The sequence below is a fragment of the Lysinibacillus sp. ACHW1.5 genome, assembly GCF_022014815.1.
GTDB lineage: Bacteria > Bacillota > Bacilli > Bacillales_A > Planococcaceae > Lysinibacillus > Lysinibacillus capsici.
Map to the genome: position 1 here is coordinate 1630189 of NZ_CP091777.1, position 17701 is coordinate 1647889.

Below are 17701 nucleotides of genomic sequence, written 5' to 3' on the forward strand. Positions count from 1 at the left end.
CATGAAAAAAGATGTTTTTGCAATAGAAATTATTCAAGATTCATTGCTAGCGATAGGCGATGAGATGTTTATAGCTCTAGCACGCTCTTCTATGAGTCCAGTTATCTATGAAGTATTAGACTATGCTTGTGGTTTAACAGATGCCAAGGGTAACTTAATTAGTCAAGGAAACGGTGTAACGAGCTTTATTGGGATGTTAAGTCCAATGGTACAGCGTGTAATTGAAAAGTTTGATAATGGGAAAAAACTACACGAAGGTGATGTCATTATTATCAATGACCCTTATGTTGGAGGTGGCTCGCATTTATCGGATGTGGGCTTAGTTCTCCCTATTTTCTACAACGGTGAAATTATTGCGTACTCTGCGAATAAAGCACACTGGACAGAGGTAGGTGGCATGGACCCTGGTTCGTTTACAAGTAATTCTAATGAAATCTATCAGGAAGGTTTACAGCTACCAGGTGTCAAACTTTATCATCAAGGTGAGTTGAACGATGCAGTCTATGAAATCATTTCTACGAATGTTCGTTTACCAGAGCTTTCAATTGGTGATATGTTTGCACAAGTAGCCGCCTTAAAAACAGGTGAAAAACGAATCGCAGAGCTTTGTCAGAAGTTTGGAGCGGAATCGGTGAAATTGTCCATACAAAAATTATTGGACAAGGGTGAGAAAATAGTAGAGTATGAGCTTCAACACCTACCTAAAGGTGAATTTTATGCGGAGGACTATATTGAAGGGGACCCATTAAAGGGTGGACCTTATCCAATAAAAGTGAAAGTCACAATTAGTGATGAGGCGTTTATTTGTGACTTCAGAGGCTCACATCCTGCAGTCAATGTGCCAATGAACTGTTCTCAGTTTGGTTTAATGGCAAGTGTGCGCGTTATGTTCCTAGCATTACTTGGTGATATTGACGTAATTAACGAAGGTGTCTTTAAACGCTTAACGATTATCACAGATGATAATTCGATTGTTTCAGCTAAACGTCCACATCCTGTGTCGATGAATTTTGAGGCACGTATTGGGGCAGCTGATCTAATTTGGAAAGCTCTTGCGCCGCATTTACCAGAACGCTTATCTGCAGGGCATTTACAATCTGTTTGTACGTTTATTCTCACAGGAAAAAATCCTGAAAATGATGAGTCATTCCTAATTGTTGAGCCATCTGTTGGTGGCTGGGGAGCAGCGAATGACGAGGATGGGCAAAGCGGGCAATATTGTATGGGAGATGGTGAAACATATAATCTTCCAGTTGAAATTGCAGAAACAAAATACGGTATTCAAATTGATGAATATAGCTTAAATTGTGACGGTGCTGGTGCTGGTCAATTTAGAGGTGGCTTAGGTGTTCGCCGCGTTTATACAGTCAATCATGATGGTCAAAGGGTTTCTGTGAACTTAGGTAGACATCAATTCGCGCCATTCGGCTTAAATGGTGGTGGAGAAGGCTCTCACAACTATTTAATCATTCATAAAAAGGATGGAACAAAAATTGGACCAGTGGGCGTACTTGCCAATTATGAATTGCAAAAAGGCGATCGTATTGAGCTTGTGACAGCTACTGGTGGTGGTTATGGTCCTCCACATGAACGAAGCTCAGAGGCCATTGAACGTGATCTATTAAATGAATATATTTCTGTAGATGTAGCGAAAGAGCAATACGGTTATCAAAACGCTTAAAGGGAGAAATAGATGACTGTCAAGACATTAAAAAACTCATTGGATATACTAGAATGCTTTGCAACGACAGAAAATGCATTAGGTGTTCGTGAAATTTCACGCATGATGAAACTGCCGACAAGTGTCGTGCAAAGAACCATTAATACATTTACAGAAGCGGGTTATTTAATACAGGATGAACACACGAAAAAATATAAATTAGGTTATAAAATGTACCTTTTTTATGATGTGTTATCGAATTCAAAAGACCCTCACTCGACCATTTATGAATTGATGCAAAATCTTGCCAGTGAAATCAATGAATCAGTATTTCTTACTTATATGGACAATGAATACGGTGTCACAACGAAAATAGCCGAAAGCAATAAAAATGTAAAGTATGCGGTGTCTTTAGGAACAAAGACACCCCTTTACATCGGTGCTTCCTGTAAGGTCATGTTTGCTTATTTAGACGAGGACAGGCAACTGGAATTAATGGCCTTCTTTCATGAGGAACAATCGAAGGAAGAGCAGGTTTCTTTCCTAGCGTCATTAAAGGAAGAGCTGCAACAAATTCGCCAAAACAACTGGTGTGTTACCATCGGGGAGTATAATGAACATGCATTTGGCATTAGTGTACCGTTATTTAACTATAAAAAGGAAATCACTGCATCTCTTACAATTTCTGGGTTAGTATATGATTTAGATGATCAAAGGGAGAAAAATATGCTTGAACAGTTAGTGAAAGTAGCTCAGCAAATACAATCACACATTTCAAAATTATAACAACAATAGGGGAGCTGACACTATGAATAATAAAGTATTACATCCAAGGGCTTTAGAGCCTGTAACTCTACTAATGATCGTCTTAACATCTGTTGTGGGGGCAATTATTGGGATACAGCTGATTACGACTTTAGGGATTTCTGCCAATACATCAATCGTTGGGGCAATATTTGCGATGATTCTTGGAAGAATACCGATTGGCAAGCTAATTGCCTTTAAATCTGTACACAGACAAAATATTATTCAAACTGCCATTTCGGCAGCAACGTTCAGTGCAGCAAGTAGTTTAATGTTGCCAATTGGTATTCCATATGTATTAGGCTATGAAAATTTAGTATTACCATTGTTTATCGGTGTTATTTTAGCGATGTTTGTTGATGCTTTATTATTATATAAATTTTTCGATACAAAGATTTTCCCAGCAGCAGGTACTTGGCCACCAGGGATTGCAACAGCTGAAGCCATTAAGGCGGGCGATAAAGGCGGTAAGAATGCAAAGGTATTAATTGGTGGCGTGTTAATTGGTATCGTGGGATCTGTTTTGAAAATTCCAATGTCAGCTTTTGGGGTAGCGTTCATCGGTAATATTTGGGCACTGACGATGTTTGGGATTGGGCTTTTATTAAGAGGCTATTCTGTTCAATTATTTAATGTTGACTTAAATGCTTACTATATTCCACATGGCGTTATGATTGGTGCTGGGATTGTAGCACTTTTCCAAGTAGCTTTTGCTTTATTGAATAAAAAGTCGGCTAAAAAGTCAGAAGAGTTAAGCTATTCAAAAGATGCAAAAGAAATTCGACAAGCATTTGGTGTTGGGTTTATAGCATATTTAGCCATTGCTCTATTAATCGCTATTTTAGGCGGTATTATTTCACACATGTCTTTCGGTATGTTAATAGGATTCATCATCTTTGCAACGATTGCTGCATTTGTCCATGAGCTAATTGTAGGTATCGCAGCGATGCATGCGGGTTGGTTCCCTGCATTTGCAGTGGCATTTATTACACTGATTGTTGGTATTTTAATTGGTTTCCCCGCTCCAGCACTTGCATTACTAGCAGGGTATAGTGCTGCTACAGGGGTAGCATTTGCGGATATGGGCTATGACTTAAAAACAGGTTTCATTTTACGTGGTAATGGTAGTGATGTTGCATTAGAAAAAGAAGGTCGCAAGCAACAATTGATTGCTGGTATGCTAGCTTTTGCAATTTCCGCAGTTGTAGTATTGCTATCCTATAAATCTTATTTTGCACAGGATTTAGTAGCACCTGTTAACCATGTGTATGCAGCAACAATTCAATCAGGCGTTACAGGCGATGTAGCGAAACAATTAATGATTTGGGCGATTCCAGGTGCATTAATTCAGCTAATTGGTGGTTCAAAACGTCAAATGGGTATCTTATTTGCAACAGGTCTATTACTTGTCAATCCAATTGCTGGTTGGGCTGTCCTAGTGGGTATCTTACTACGTGTTATTTTCACATATGTGACGAAAGGTAAGAGAGAATCTGAAATGACAGTATTTGCAGCAGGTGTTATTGCTGGAGATGCTTTATATAGCTTCTTCACTTCTATTATCAAAATAGGGAAATAGAAAGGAGTCATGCTGAATGGCGAAAGGATTATCGTATGAGGATGGGATTGCAGCCGTTTATGGAGGAGCAATCCTTGGCGGAGGCGGCGGTGGTCTCCTAGAGGAAGGACTCAAGCTAGTGGAGGAAATCTTTGCAGCAGGCGAACCTCAAATCGTGGATATTACTGAATTAGACCAAGAAGATTTAGTTGCCTGTGTGGCAATGGTAGGTGCGCCATCAGCGGCCGATCAATATATTTCAAATGAACAGCTTTGTTGGAGCTATCGCAGTATGAACAACCATGTCAATCAACGTCTAAAGGGCATCATTACAAATGAAAATGGTGCCATCACGACGATCAATGGCTGGTTGCAGTCAGTCTTATTACATGTACCTGTTGTGGATGCTCCCTGTAATGGACGAGCACATCCAACGGGCATCATGGGTTCTTTAAATCTCCATGAACAACAGGAATATCAATCCGTACAATTTTATGCAGGAGGAAAAGGTGACTTCGCCGTCCAAGGCTTTGTGGAAGGGAATTTACACAGCACCGCAAAGACAGCACGCCAAGCTTCTATTTTAGCAGGCGGGCTAGTCGGGGTCACTCGAAATCCTGTGAAGATTGACTATTTACAAAAACATGGCGCACCAAATGCGATTACCATGGCCATAGAGCTTGGCTATTGCTTCTTAAATGGGCAAACCTTTGAAGAAAAGCTAGCCCATGTGTTGCAGTATTTGAATGGCGTGCACATCGTATCAGGCGCTGTCACAAATTATTCGTTAACAAAGGAAAATGGCTTCGATGTAGGGGAATTATCAGTGGGTGATTACCATCTGACGTTCTGGAATGAGTACATGACATTAGCGAAGGAAGGGCAGGTACAATCCAAATTCCCAGACCTCATCATGACGTTCGATATAGAAAAAATGACGCCAGTGCCAAGTGCAAGTATTAAAGAGGGGATGCATGTCGCAGTGATTCATGTAGACCAGTCTAACTTAAAATTAAGTACAACTATGCAAAACGAAGCACTATTGCGGGAAATTGATGAAGTGATCAAAGGCGTTCTATAAAGTAAGAAAATAAAACAGTAAAAGCTGCCATCATCTACTTGAATGTAAGATGGGCAGCTTTTATTTGTCCTTCAGCGGGATGGTAATACATTTTATCACAATCGTTCCTACTTCCTTTTTCACTTCATACATTGATGGCTTAAATGAATTTCTTACTGGATTTGCACAACTCATCGAACGTGGTATTCACAAGCTGTAAGCAATTATCGTGTACGATTTTCATTAAAGGGAGGAGCTACGTTCATACATAATCAAGGTATTGACTAGAAGAAGGTAACAACCAGTAATGAAAAAACAATGCACTTCTGCTACAACTGGCGAAATCCTTTTGGTCATGCAACAAACTAACTTGTTGTTCACATTTTCGGCATGTACATTTGGCTATGCGGGTTAAACAAAGAATTTCTAAGGGAAAGTGTTCACTTTTATTTGTTTAGATGATAGGTTTTCAATACGCACGTCATCTTTCAAACAGGTTATTCAATTGTAAGCCCGCTGAAGTTAATTTTAAATCTGTTAAACACACAGCTGTTGTACATTGCTGAAAAATATGAGGTACAGAACAAATAGCTGTTCTGTACGTTTATCATACAATATTCTGAAAAATTAGTCAATTGAAATGGATTTGATTTTTAATTTTTCTAGATTACCTCTTATGTAATAAAATACAGTATAATTTTGTAGGAAAGGAATGAGTAGACTATGAATCATTTAATGAATAAAGTACGTGAAATATATGAGCAATTTGATGCTAGTCATGATTTTCAACATATTGAACGTGTCTATCAAAATGCATTAGCTATCCTACATAGCGAGCCAACAGCAGATGAAGAAGTTGTGAAAATAGCGGTACTTTTACATGATGTCAGTGACAAAAAGTATACCGATAGCAAGGAAAAGGAAGAACAGCTTATTGCGGAATTATCTGTTAGTGAGGGTAAAAAGCAGCATATTCGAGATTGCATTGCTCAGGTGTCATTTAATGGTGGGAATGAGCTAGAAGCAACATCATTGGAAGCAAAAATCGTCCGAGATGCAGATCGTTTAGATGCGATTGGTGCTATTGGCATTGCCAGAACATTTGCTTATGGTGGCGCAAAAGGTCGCAAGCTTTATGATAAGGAAGAAGAAGCACGCACAAATATGTCAGAGTCAGAATATCGTCAAAACAATACCGCGTCTGTTACTCATTTTTATGAGAAATTATTACTGCTAAAAGATTTAATGGTGACGGAAAAGGGCAAGCAAATGGCACTTGAACGTCATCAATTTATGGAAAGTTTTTTAAAGCAACTCCAGCACGAAATCGGTCAATAGCACATAGCACAAAAACCGCCTTTTCAATTTGAAGGGCGGTTTTTGTGCTTCATTCGGCTATGGTCTTCGTAGTACAAAAATAATGAAGCGTGCATTTCCTATGGCAAGTAGCATTTTAGTTTTGTAGTGAATTATTGGAGGCGCAACAAATGAGGAATCCTTCATCATGCTACTCCATTACCATTTAATAGCTTAGATGGATTCATTAAAATAGGAGGATATCGCTGTTGTTAATGCTTCCCAAATGATTGTCAGGTCTGCTTGGGAAGTACGCCAATTACTGAAAGCCGCACGAATAGCTGGCATACCTTTGTAGACAGTTGGCGTCATGTATACTTTGCCTTGTTGATTTAAAGTTGTTAAAAATTGTTGGTTCATTTCAGCTGTCAGTGCCTCATGATTGACGGCGAAGCACACGATATTCAGTCGAACAGGTGCTAGCAATGTAAAGTAGGGACTGTCATCTATTTTTTGACCAAGCTGTTGTGCGAGTAATATATTTTCTTCTATTAATTGTTGGTAGCCCAATTTACCATAGGCCTGTAAAGAAAACCAAGCAGGTAGCGCACGAAAACGACGTGAATTTTCAGGTGTAAGATCACAGAAATCTGGATTTTCAAGGGAACTACCAAGATAGGCAGCATTATTTTGAAAAACGGTTGCTTGCAACGATTGATGACGGGTAAATTGCATAGCGGCATCATAAGGGACGTTCAGCCATTTATGTGCGTCAATTGTAATAGAATCTGCATAATTCATGCCCTCGACAAAGTGACGATACTTTGGTGAACAGGCTGCAAAGCCACCAAAAGCCGCATCGATATGAAGCCAGAAAGGGTACCGCCTTTTTAGCTCGCCGATTGCTTGTAAATCATCAAAGTCAACCGTATTGACGGTTCCAGCATTTGCTACAACAATACAAGGTTCATGTGGATTTGCTTCAAGAAACTGCTGTAATTTTGTGATGTCAATGGCTTCTCGCTGTTCTAGGCATAGGATAGTATGAATGGAATTTCTCCCCATGCCAAGCATAGAAGTTGCTTTGACAATACTTGAGTGGGGCGTTCCGCTCACAATCTTTATTGGAGGGATACCATAAAGACCATCCAGCGCAGTGTTTTTTCCATAGTGTTGTGCAATCCATTCCCTTGCTTGAGCAAGTCCTACAAAATTAGCCATCGTAGCTCCACTGACAAATGTTCCTCGATAATCATCGCTTAATAGCAATAACTCCTTAAGCATGTCAATTGTTGCAAGCTCCATTGAACCTGCAATAGAGCCCTTAGAATGGGATAAATTTTGGTCGTAAACACTTACTAACCAATCTCCGACAATCGAAGCAGGGGTAGATCCACCTGTGACAAAACCTAAGTACCTTGAGCCTACACTACTATTTAAGCCTTCAGCAAATTGCTTTGTAAAATATTGAAGTGTTGCCTGAGCACCCTCACCCACTTCTGGAAGTGTCGGAGTAGGAAGGCTAGAGGAATGGTTCGTTACAGCTCTATGCTCCAGATTAGTAAAAAAATTGGCTGCATGGTCAACTACCTCCATTAAAAGCGTTTTTATTTTTTCCTGATCTTGCTTCATGTTCATCATGTATCATCATTTCCCTTCTTTTTAACTTAGCTATTTCTGCCTCTACACTATATAGTGATATATATAACAGTCAAATGAAGACTATAACAGTTGGAGGTCCAATGGAAATAAAGCTGAATCGTCAGTCCGATCAATCTTTAATTGATCAAATTTCAACTATCCTTGCAGAAAAAATAAGATCAGAATTTTTACAGGAAGGGAGTCAATTACCTTCTATTCGGAGCTTTTCAAAAGAAAATCAAGTGAGCCCTGTCACGGTCAGTAAGGCATATGCCTTATTAGAAAGAAATGGTTATATTGAAGTGATACATGGCAAGGGGGCGTTTGTTCGAAACAAAGAACAAAGAAGCACAAATGAGAGCCGTAGTGATTATAATTGGCAACTAACCATTCCTGATTACATTCAACGTTCACAATCTATGTTAAATAAAAGAATGGAGTATGCGATCAAATTCTCAAGTGCTACCATCCACCCTGGGTTATTACCCTCTGTTTATTTGGTAAATGAAATTGTAGAAATATTACAGACAGATCCTCAGATTGTCGCTCGTTATGGAACGGTACAGGGGGATGAAGATGCACGAAAGGCAATTCGAGACTATGTACAAGCATATAGTAATATTGCCACAACACCAGAGGAAATTATTGTGACAAACGGTGTGCAACAAGGTATAGATATAGTGGCTAAAACATTTATTGGACCTGGAGATATTGTCATTACCGAAGCCCCTACATATACAGCAGCAATCGATGTCTTTAGAAATCGGGGGGCCCACATTATTCCCATACCAGTAGACGAGGAAGGAATGCAGACAGCTCTTCTAGCGACACTCTGCCTAAGCAAACAGCCAAAGCTTATCTATACAAATCCAACCTTTCACAATCCGACAGGCACAGTTTTAAGTGAAGTGAGAAGGAGCGAGTTACTGGATCTTGCCCAACAATATGGCTTTCTTATCGTAGAGGACGATTCATGGAATGAAATCTATTTTGACGATAACCCACCACCACCACCTCTGAAAGCTTTAGATACAAGGGGTCATGTTATTTATTTAAAAGGCTTTAGTAAGACGTTGGCCCCGAGCTGTAGAATCGGCGCTATCCTTTCAAAAGGTACCGTTCATCAACGACTTTTATCTGCCAAATCCAGTGCCGATTCGGGTAACCCCTTATTAACACAAAAGGCACTGATTCCATTTTTACGTTCAGACCGAATGCATGCCCATTTAGAAAAACTGCGCATTGCACTAGAGATAAGAAGGGATCAGACCATTGCATTGTTGAATAAGCATGCACCAAAGGGCGTTACGTGGATCGAGCCAAAAGGTGGACTTAATATTTGGGTGTCTTTACCTAGTAATGGCAATACGGATGAGCTGTTATGGAAGGCTCAACAAGCCCAAATTACCTTTTTACCAAGCTCAGCTTGTTATCCAGGAGAGCCACAATATCACCATCTAAGAATTAGTTACTCTTATCCTGAACCCCACGACTTAACACAAGGAATCATCAAGCTTTGTCAGCTTATGGAATCCTATTTACAGGACATGCCACCAGTTCGTTGATAGTTTGTTGTTCTTTGTTTACCTGCGGTTTGGTGTTATGATGAATAGTGGATATCAATAATCGTCTACATAAAAATCGTGTGGGCATGAACAATACCTAACATGAAAGAGATGGAATAGTGGAATGAGTCATTTAATTGTACAAAATTTAACCAAAACAGTGGGCGATAAAACGCTTTTTCAAAATATTGAATTTACCATTTATGAGGGAGAGCGGGCAGGCTTAATCGGTATAAATGGAACGGGAAAATCAACCCTGTTATCCATTTTAGCTGGGGACATGGAAGCGGATTCGATGATAGTAGATCGTCCGAATAAATACCGTGTCGCTTATTTACCACAGGAGCCTACATTTCAGGCAGGTGAAACAGTTTTACAAGCTGTCTTTTCAGGCGATTCGCCCATTTTACAGCTGAATCGTCAATATGAGGAAACGGTTGCTGCTCTAGCAAGTAACCCAACATCCGAAAGTTTACAAAAGACGTTATTTAGTCTGCAACAGCGCATGGATGAAGAGCAGGCATGGGATGTCAATGCCCTTGCAAAGACGGCCTTAACAAAGCTTGGGATTGAAACTTTTGAAAAAGAGGTACTAACGCTATCAGGCGGTCAGCAAAAACGTGTTGCATTAGCGAAGGTGTTAATTGAACCAGCGGATCTTTACTTATTAGATGAGCCCACCAACCATTTAGATGTACAGTCTACAGAATGGCTTCAAGAGATGGTCTTACGATTAAAGGGTGCAGTGATTTTCATCACCCACGATCGTTATTTCTTAGATGAATTATCAACACATATTTACGAGTTAGCAAATCAAACCTTGTATCGTCATACAGGGAATTACGGTGATTATTTAGAGGCTAGAGCTATTCGTGAGGAGATGCAAGCTGCTTCTGCACAGAAGGATCGCAATCGTTATCGTTCAGAATTAAAATGGATACGTCGTGGTGCGAAGGCGCGTTCAACTAAGCAAAAGGCTCGTATTCAACGCTTTGAAAAGCTAGAAGAAAACCTAGAACGCAAAACAGAAGATGTTTCCTTGGATATGGGGCTTGCGACAACACGTCTTGGACGTAAAGTGCTGGAGGCTGAGAAAATTTCGAAAGCCTTTGGCCAGCAAAAAATCCTTGAAAACTTCTCATTTCTACTACAGCAAGGTGATCGAATTGGCATTATCGGCGCGAACGGTGTAGGAAAATCAACTTTGTTGAACATGCTAGCAGGAGAGCTGACACCCGATCAAGGTGAAATTCTTGTTGGGTCAACGGTCAAGCTGGCACATTTCAAGCAAACATTGCCGAAAATGAATGAAAATGAGCGCATGATTGAATATATACGTGAGGCTTCAAATGATATTACCGATGCAGAGGGTGTCCGTTACTCAGCTGCTCAAATGCTGGAGCGCTTTTTATTCCCGTTGCATGCTCATGGTACTCCAATTGGAAAATTATCGGGCGGTGAGCGCAAGCGTCTTCATTTATTACGTTTATTGATGGAGCAACCAAACGTCTTATTATTGGACGAGCCAACGAATGATTTAGATATTGAAACATTAGGTGTGCTAGAGGATTTCATCGAGCATTTCCCAGGCGTGGTTATCACGATTTCCCATGATCGTTTCTTCCTCGACCGTATTGCGAAAAAGCTATGGATACTAGATGGTCAGGGAAAAGTAGAGGAAACACTGGATTTATACAGTGAGTATCTGGAGAAACGTGAGCAGACAGCTGCTGTCAAAGTAGAAACGCCAAAAGTAGAAAAGCCAAAAACAGAAAAGCCAAAATCAGACAAAAAAAAGCTATCGTTTAAAGAGCAAAAAGAATGGGAAACGATTGCAGACGAGATAGAGAAAACAGAAACTGCTATTATGGAGACCGAAGAAGGAATCGCCAATGCAGGCTCAGATTTTACCAAGCTACAGGAATTAACAGCTAAGTTGGATGAGCTAAATGCACAGTATGAGCATCTAATTGAAAGATGGTCGTATTTAGATGAAATAGTTAACGGATAAGGAGCGATAGACATGAAGATTATTACCATTGAACCGACGCCAAGTCCCAATTCTATGAAGATTGTTGTTGATACAGAGCTACCATTCGGGAAGAGCTATAATTTTACAAAGGATAATAAAGACGAAGCAACAGGTGAGGCAGCTGCTATTTTAGCGATTGAAGGAGTAAAGGGCGTTTACCATGTAGCCGATTTCTTTGCTGTTGAGCGCAATGCCAAATATGCATGGGAAGGCATTCTAGCAAGTATTCGTCAAGTGTTAGGGGAAGATGTCCAAACACAAGAAGAAACGGTTATGGCCAATGAATTTTATGGAGAGGTTTATGTCCATGTACAGTTTTACAAGCAGGTACCTTTACAAGTAAAAGTTTTTGATAACCAACGCGAATATCGTATGAGCTGTGGAGACCGTTTTGTGGATGCTTTTAATCAAATTATTGAGTCAGCAGTAGATGAAAACTATATTTTCCAACGTAAGTGGATTGATTATGGGGTTCGCTACGGTGAGCTGGAGGAAATTGCTGAAACAGTCAAACAGGAGATTGATGTTACTTATTCTGCAGACCGTTTAGCGGAAATTGTTACAGCGATCAATAATGATGGTGAAAAAGCCGCTGTGAAAACGGACAAACTCAAAGTGACAGTAGAGCAATTCAAGCAACCTGAATGGGAGAAACGCTTCCAATTGCTCGATCAAATGGCTGATCCTGAGCTAGACGATCTACCGCTATTAGATTTAGCCTTACAGGATGAACAAATGTCTATCCGTCGACTAGCGACGGTGTACTTAGGCATGATTGAGGATGTGGCAGTTGTCCCTTATTTAGAAAAAGCCCTACAAGATAAAAGTGCAGCAGTACGCCGAACAGCAGGTGACTGCATGAGTGACCTTGGCTTTGTAGAATTTGAAGAAGCCATGCTGCAAGCCTTACAGGACAAAAACAAATTGGTTCGCTGGCGTGCAGCCATGTATTTATATGAGGTCGGCACAGAACAGTCCTTACCAGCATTAAAGGCTGCCGAGGATGACAAAGAATTCGAAGTGAAGCTACAAGTGAAAATGGCCATTGCCCGTATCGAACAAGGCGAAGAAGCAAAAGGCTCGGTTTGGAAGCAAATGACCGAATCCCGTCAACAATAATCAGGAAAAACCAGCAAATGCTGGTTTTTTCTATTTTGTAATGGTTGGCGTTTGCTCTAATAAGTGAATGAGGTTGCTCCTGAATAGTGATAGGTCCTCTCCAAGAAGTGAGCGAACCACTCCAAAGAAGTGGGAACCCGCTCCAAATAAAAGTAATTCCGCTCAAAAAAAGAATTGCCCTCTTCCAAACTAAAAATCTCTAACTACCTCAAAATTCAAAAATAATACTCTCATTCATTCGATAGATTGATCGAAAAACTGTGTAAAACAGAAAAAAATGTATTTTTCTAGTGATTTATTGCTAAACAAAAAGTTAAAGGCGTTCTTTGAATCATTAACATATTGTCTAGTTTCATAGAGAAAGGACAATGTTAAAATAACATAAATTCAGAATATTCTTTAAAAATAGGAGGGTCCTTTGCATGACAGTAACTAGTTTAAAGACAACAAAATCGTATGTGCGAGATCGTGAGACGGTCATCGCCTTAACACAGAAGCTCGTGCGCATTGAAAGCGTTTACCGTGAGAACGATCCGAAGGGCAATGAGCAAGAGGTGGCAACTTTTGTAGCGGCGTATTTACGAGATATTGGCATCGAGACGCATATCGAGGAGGTTGTGCCAGGGCGACCAAATGTCATTGGTATTATTGATTCGGGCAAGCCTGGGAAAACATTACTTTTCGAAGGACATACGGATGTGGTGACAGAGGGCAATCGAGAGGCTTGGGCCTATGATCCATTTGGAGCAGAAATTGTAGATGGGCGTATGTATGGCAGGGGAACGAATGATACAAAAGGGAATCTTGCTTGTATGATTACAGCTTGTCAGTCATTGCTACTAGATCAAGAGGCGTTTACGGGCAAAATTATTTTATGTATTCCATGTGATGAAGAAGGGCTTATGCTAGGCATTAAGCATTTTATTAAAAATGGCTGGGCCGATGGTGTGGATGGTGCGATTATTTGTGAGCCACAGGAAAATAATGTGTGTATTGCACAACGCGGGGCTATTCGTTTACAGGTAGATATTTTCGGTAAAATGGCGCATGGTGCGATTTCGTGGAGTGGCATCAATCCTAACTGGCGTATGGCACGTTTCATCGTAGAGCTTGAAAAGCTGGAAAAAGAGGAGCAAGCACGATTAGGGCGTGATCCAATGCTGAATTGGCCATCTATTACACCAACCATTTTACGAGCGCCTGTGAAGGGAGATGCGCAAATCAATGTCATTCCTGATCACTGTATGACAACACTCGATATTCGTACGGTGCCTGCGCAGGACCATGATGAACTGCTGGGTAAGATTGAAGCGATTATTAAACGATTACAAGCGGATGATCCTGATTTCAAAGTAGAACTGACGGTTCTTGATAACCGACCTGCAACAGCAACAGCAAAGGAAGACCCTGTTGTACAGGCTATTTATGAAGCTGTGGGAGAGGTAACAGAAAAGGAACCAAAATATAACGGTGTTCCAGGCGCGACAGATGGTACGTTTCTTCATGTGCATGGAATTCCGATTGTAACGGTTGGTGCAGGAGATCGAGAAATCCCTCATCAAATCAATGAGTATGTGGATATTGAAGAATTGGCAGAAACAACAGCCATTTACCGTTTAGCAGCATTAAAATTTTTGGCGGGTGATGCACAATGACGGCTATCAAAATAGCAGTAATACCAGGAGATGGCATAGGAAAAGAGGTTATGCAGGAAGCGTTAAAAGTTTTAAATTGTTTGCAAGAACAACATAGCTCCTTACAAATTGAAACAACCATCTTTCCTTGGAGCTCCGATTACTACGTGCAGCATGGCTGTATGATGCCTAATGATGCACTAGCAACACTTCAAACATATGATGCGATTTTATTTGGGGCTATTGGCGATGCTCGTGTGCCCGATGATGTTACTGTTTGGGAATTAATTATGCCCATTCGAAAGCATTTTCAGCAATATGTGAATTTCCGTCCTATTAAATCGCTGCCTGGAATAGCGTCGCCCTTAGCTAACGGCAAAGAAATTGACTTTGTGATCTTCCGTGAAAATGCAGAGGGTGAATATTCGGACAGTGGTGGTCGACTGTACCAACAGCAGCCGCAGGAAATGACGATTCAAAATACAATCATGACGCGAATTGGGATCGAAAAAATTGTCCATGCTGCCTGTGATTATGCGAAGCAACATGGTAAAACCAAAATAACAAGTGCGACAAAATCGAATGCCATTATTCATTCGATGAAATTCTGGGACGAGCATACAGGTAAAACGGTGAAGCAAAGTTCACCAGCACTACAGCTCGAATCCATTTATATCGATGCACTCGTCGCCTATTTCGTAGAACGACCACAGAATTTTGAAGTGGTGGTAGCGTCCAATTTGTTTGGCGATATTTTATCCGATTTAGGCTCTGCTATTGTCGGAGGACTTGGTCTATCTCCATCAGCCAACCTGAACCCCGAAAAGGATTTTCCATCGATGTTTGAGCCTGTTCATGGCTCAGCACCAGATATTGCAGGCAAGGGCATTGCCAATCCAATCGCTCAAATTTGGTCGCTTGCCTTACTGCTTGGCCATCAAGGCAGACCAGATTTAGAACAGCTCATTGTTAAAGCCATTACAGCTGTGCTGCAAGAAGGCGTTGTGAAAACAGCAGATATTGGTGGACAAGCGACAACAGCACAAATGGGCGATGCGATTTGTCAGGAAATTATTAATAGAACTTTAACAGCAGGAGGTGTTTAGCATGGCCGTTGAGCAAAAGGTGGTTGTGGTTACTGGTGCAGGAGGCGGTATGGGAAAGGCCATTATTCACGAGCAATTAAAGCTGGGCAATCGAGTTATTGGACTTGATCTATCCATAGATGCCTTATCAGATATTACACAGGATGCCCTTCAATGCTTTGAAGTCAATGTGTTACAGGAGGAACGTGTACAAGACATCTGTCAGCAGGTTTTTGATAAGTATGGCAGAATAGATGGCCTTGTTAATGCACTGGGAATTGCCCAGTCAGCTACACCGATTGAAGAGGTCACTATGGATGAATGGAATCGTTTAATGGATGTTAATGTGAAAAGTTTATTTATCACAACAAAGGCCGTTGTCCCTTTTATGAAAAAACAGCAAAGGGGTTCTATTATTACAATTGCCTCAATTTCAGCAGTGCGACCAAGACCAGGCTTACAGGCTTATATTGCCTCAAAGGGTGCAGCAGAGAGCTTTACGAGAGGATTGGCAATTGAATTAGCATCTAGTCAAATTCGGGTTAATACGATTCATCCAGGACCAGCCGACACACAAATGCTTGGTCAATTTGCCGCACAGGGTGCTGATGTAGAGCAGACGAAGCAGAGTGTCTTTGTGCAATCTGTCCCATTAGGGCGATTGGTGAAGCCAGCAGATATTGCAGGAGCTGTTAGTTATTTACTCTCAGATGCAGCAAGCATGGTCACAGGGACGACATTACATGTAGATGGTGGCCGTGGATTATAGGAGGGGTACAATGAAAAAAATTCCTATGTTGATAGATGGTGAGTGGGTTCACGGTGATGCTAAGACATACCTCGATGTTAAGAATCCCTCAACGGGTGAAGTGATTGCACAAATTAGCAACGCGAGTAAAGAACATGTAGAAGAGGCAGTACGTGCAGCCCGTGTAGCCTTTGAACGAGAGGACTGGCGTCAATGGAAAGCCTATGAACGTGGGCAGTTATTGATCGAATTTGCTCATTATATTCGTAAGCATGCAGAGGAATGGAGTTTGCTAGAATGTCGGGATGTAGGAAAGCCCTTATCACAGGCAAGAGCAGATATTGAAGCAGCGGCACGCTATTTTGAATTTTATGGTGGTGCAGCGGATAAGGTGATGGGAGATACAATTCCGATTGAGGATGGACTTTTAAATGCAGTAGTGCTAGAGCCAGTGGGCATTACGGTACATATTGTGCCATGGAATTATCCGATTCAAATTACGGCAAGAAGTGTAGCAGCCGCTATAGCAACTGGTAATGCAGTCATTGTGAAAAGTGCGGAGGATACACCGCTAACAACACATGCCATTGCAGAATGGTTCGCCGATAAGTTGCCGAAAGGGATTTTCCAGCATATTACGGGCTTGGGACGAGAAGTTGGTCCTTATTTAACTTCACATCCCGATATTAATCATATTACGTTTACAGGTTCTGTTCCCACAGGAATTGCGGTGATGAAGGCGGCTGCTGAAAATGTTGTGCCTGTGACATTAGAGCTTGGTGGTAAATCTCCTAATATTGTTTTTGCGGATGCTAATATGGAGCAGGCATTAGAGGGAGTCGTACGTGCAATTATTCAAAATGCTGGTCAAACTTGTTCAGCAGGGGCACGTTTACTCATTGAGGAACGTATAAAAGAGTCCTTCATTTCCCGATTAGCCCAAAGGTTCCAAGTGATCCAAGTAGGACCAGGTGAAGCAGATATGGAGATGGGACCGTTACTGAATGAACAACAATATACAAAAATCACTGCATTATTACAGCAAGCAAAGGTAGATGGCTATGTTGTGACGGGTGGGGAACCATTGACATTGGCAGGCTATGAGAACGGCTTTTATGTTCAGCCAACTATACTTGATGGTGTTGATCCAAATGATCCATTAGCTCAGGAGGAAATTTTCGGTCCAGTGTTAACCGTCTTGACATTTTCCACTGTAGAGGAGGCCATCGCATTAGCCAATAGTACGGACTATGGTCTAGTGGCGGGCATTTGGTCACAAAATATCGATACGGCTCACTATGTGGCAAGTCGTGTGCAGGCGGGACAAGTATTTGTCAATAATTATGGGGCTGCTGGAGGCATTCAAATGCCATTTGGAGGCTATAAAAAAAGCGGAATTGGTCGAGAGAAGGGCTTTGTTGCACTGCGAAACTATACGCAAATGAAAAATATCGCTATACGCTATGCACCACCTAATCAACACTGAGATGGAGGGACGC

General features: G+C 41.1%; 13 protein-coding genes. 12 read left to right on the top strand and 1 reads right to left on the bottom strand.

Annotated elements, in window-relative coordinates:
• Nucleotide 1 precedes the first annotated feature (1 nt).
• From L6W14_RS07720 to L6W14_RS07740, 5 genes are all read left to right on the top strand, one after another.
• Nucleotides 2–1681 carry a hydantoinase B/oxoprolinase family protein gene (locus L6W14_RS07720; RefSeq protein WP_237900203.1) on the top strand — a complete coding sequence of 560 codons (1680 nt, stop codon included), beginning with the start codon at nucleotides 2–4 and terminating at the stop codon, nucleotides 1679–1681.
• A gap of 12 nt (nucleotides 1682–1693) precedes the next feature.
• Nucleotides 1694–2446, top strand: a complete 753-nt coding sequence (locus tag L6W14_RS07725; protein WP_054550817.1) for an IclR family transcriptional regulator — start codon at nucleotides 1694–1696, stop codon at nucleotides 2444–2446.
• A 22-nt stretch (nucleotides 2447–2468) separates the two neighbouring features.
• Nucleotides 2469–4043, top strand: a complete 1575-nt coding sequence (locus L6W14_RS07730) for an OPT/YSL family transporter (protein ID WP_004269402.1) — start codon at nucleotides 2469–2471, stop codon at nucleotides 4041–4043.
• A 16-nt stretch (nucleotides 4044–4059) separates the two neighbouring features.
• A complete protein-coding gene (locus L6W14_RS07735) occupies nucleotides 4060–5103 on the top strand; it encodes an S-methyl thiohydantoin desulfurase domain-containing protein (protein ID WP_237900205.1) in 1044 nt (347 codons plus the stop codon).
• A 702-nt stretch (nucleotides 5104–5805) separates the two neighbouring features.
• On the top strand, nucleotides 5806–6420 hold the full coding sequence (locus tag L6W14_RS07740; RefSeq protein ID WP_237900207.1) for an HD domain-containing protein: 615 nt from the start codon (nucleotides 5806–5808) through the stop codon (nucleotides 6418–6420).
• Nucleotides 6421–6612: 192 nt separating this feature from the next.
• Here L6W14_RS07740 and L6W14_RS07745 read toward each other — a convergent pair whose 3' ends face one another.
• Nucleotides 6613–8019 (bottom strand): pyridoxal phosphate-dependent decarboxylase family protein, encoded by a 1407-nt coding sequence (locus L6W14_RS07745; protein WP_131519777.1) that lies wholly within the window; start codon nucleotides 8017–8019, stop codon nucleotides 6613–6615.
• Nucleotides 8020–8120: 101 nt separating this feature from the next.
• On the opposite strand from L6W14_RS07745, the gene L6W14_RS07750 reads away from it, so the two are divergent.
• The 7 genes from L6W14_RS07750 (at nucleotide 8121) to L6W14_RS07780 (ending at nucleotide 17688) form a co-directional block, all read left to right on the top strand.
• Complete coding sequence (locus L6W14_RS07750; RefSeq protein WP_237900209.1) at nucleotides 8121–9584, top strand: MocR-like pyridoxine biosynthesis transcription factor PdxR; 1464 nt, start codon at nucleotides 8121–8123, stop codon at nucleotides 9582–9584.
• Nucleotides 9585–9708: 124 nt separating this feature from the next.
• A complete protein-coding gene (locus tag L6W14_RS07755; protein ID WP_237900211.1) occupies nucleotides 9709–11595 on the top strand; it encodes an ABC-F family ATP-binding cassette domain-containing protein in 1887 nt (628 codons plus the stop codon).
• A gap of 12 nt (nucleotides 11596–11607) precedes the next feature.
• Nucleotides 11608–12735: a conserved virulence factor C family protein gene (locus L6W14_RS07760; RefSeq protein WP_131519780.1), complete on the top strand. Its 1128-nt coding sequence runs from the start codon at nucleotides 11608–11610 to the stop codon at nucleotides 12733–12735.
• Between the two features lie 422 nt (nucleotides 12736–13157).
• Nucleotides 13158–14390 carry a M20 family metallopeptidase gene (locus L6W14_RS07765; protein WP_131519781.1) on the top strand — a complete coding sequence of 411 codons (1233 nt, stop codon included), beginning with the start codon at nucleotides 13158–13160 and terminating at the stop codon, nucleotides 14388–14390.
• Nucleotides 14387–15475, top strand: a complete 1089-nt coding sequence (locus L6W14_RS07770) for a tartrate dehydrogenase (protein WP_131519782.1) — start codon at nucleotides 14387–14389, stop codon at nucleotides 15473–15475. Before L6W14_RS07765 ends, L6W14_RS07770 begins: the two co-directional genes overlap by 4 nt.
• 1 nt (nucleotide 15476) lies before the next feature.
• Entirely contained in the window at nucleotides 15477–16223 is a 747-nt protein-coding gene (locus tag L6W14_RS07775) for an SDR family NAD(P)-dependent oxidoreductase (protein WP_131519783.1), read from the top strand.
• Nucleotides 16224–16233: 10 nt separating this feature from the next.
• Entirely contained in the window at nucleotides 16234–17688 is a 1455-nt protein-coding gene (locus tag L6W14_RS07780; RefSeq protein WP_237900213.1) for an aldehyde dehydrogenase family protein, read from the top strand.
• Nucleotides 17689–17701 lie beyond the last annotated feature (13 nt).

What these genes read in the sequence shown, in the direction of transcription:
- L6W14_RS07720 (WP_237900203.1), top strand. Translation starts at nt 2, where the DNA reads ATGAAAAAAGATGTTTTTGCAATAGAAATTATTCAAGATTCATTGCTA.
- L6W14_RS07725 (WP_054550817.1), top strand. Translation starts at nt 1,694, where the DNA reads ATGACTGTCAAGACATTAAAAAACTCATTGGATATACTAGAATGCTTT.
- L6W14_RS07730 (WP_004269402.1), top strand. Translation starts at nt 2,469, where the DNA reads ATGAATAATAAAGTATTACATCCAAGGGCTTTAGAGCCTGTAACTCTA.
- L6W14_RS07735 (WP_237900205.1), top strand. Translation starts at nt 4,060, where the DNA reads ATGGCGAAAGGATTATCGTATGAGGATGGGATTGCAGCCGTTTATGGA.
- L6W14_RS07740 (WP_237900207.1), top strand. Translation starts at nt 5,806, where the DNA reads ATGAATCATTTAATGAATAAAGTACGTGAAATATATGAGCAATTTGAT.
- L6W14_RS07745 (WP_131519777.1), bottom strand. Translation starts at nt 8,019, where the DNA reads ATGATGAACATGAAGCAAGATCAGGAAAAAATAAAAACGCTTTTAATG.
- L6W14_RS07750 (WP_237900209.1), top strand. Translation starts at nt 8,121, where the DNA reads ATGGAAATAAAGCTGAATCGTCAGTCCGATCAATCTTTAATTGATCAA.
- L6W14_RS07755 (WP_237900211.1), top strand. Translation starts at nt 9,709, where the DNA reads ATGAGTCATTTAATTGTACAAAATTTAACCAAAACAGTGGGCGATAAA.
- L6W14_RS07760 (WP_131519780.1), top strand. Translation starts at nt 11,608, where the DNA reads ATGAAGATTATTACCATTGAACCGACGCCAAGTCCCAATTCTATGAAG.
- L6W14_RS07765 (WP_131519781.1), top strand. Translation starts at nt 13,158, where the DNA reads ATGACAGTAACTAGTTTAAAGACAACAAAATCGTATGTGCGAGATCGT.
- L6W14_RS07770 (WP_131519782.1), top strand. Translation starts at nt 14,387, where the DNA reads ATGACGGCTATCAAAATAGCAGTAATACCAGGAGATGGCATAGGAAAA.
- L6W14_RS07775 (WP_131519783.1), top strand. Translation starts at nt 15,477, where the DNA reads ATGGCCGTTGAGCAAAAGGTGGTTGTGGTTACTGGTGCAGGAGGCGGT.
- L6W14_RS07780 (WP_237900213.1), top strand. Translation starts at nt 16,234, where the DNA reads ATGAAAAAAATTCCTATGTTGATAGATGGTGAGTGGGTTCACGGTGAT.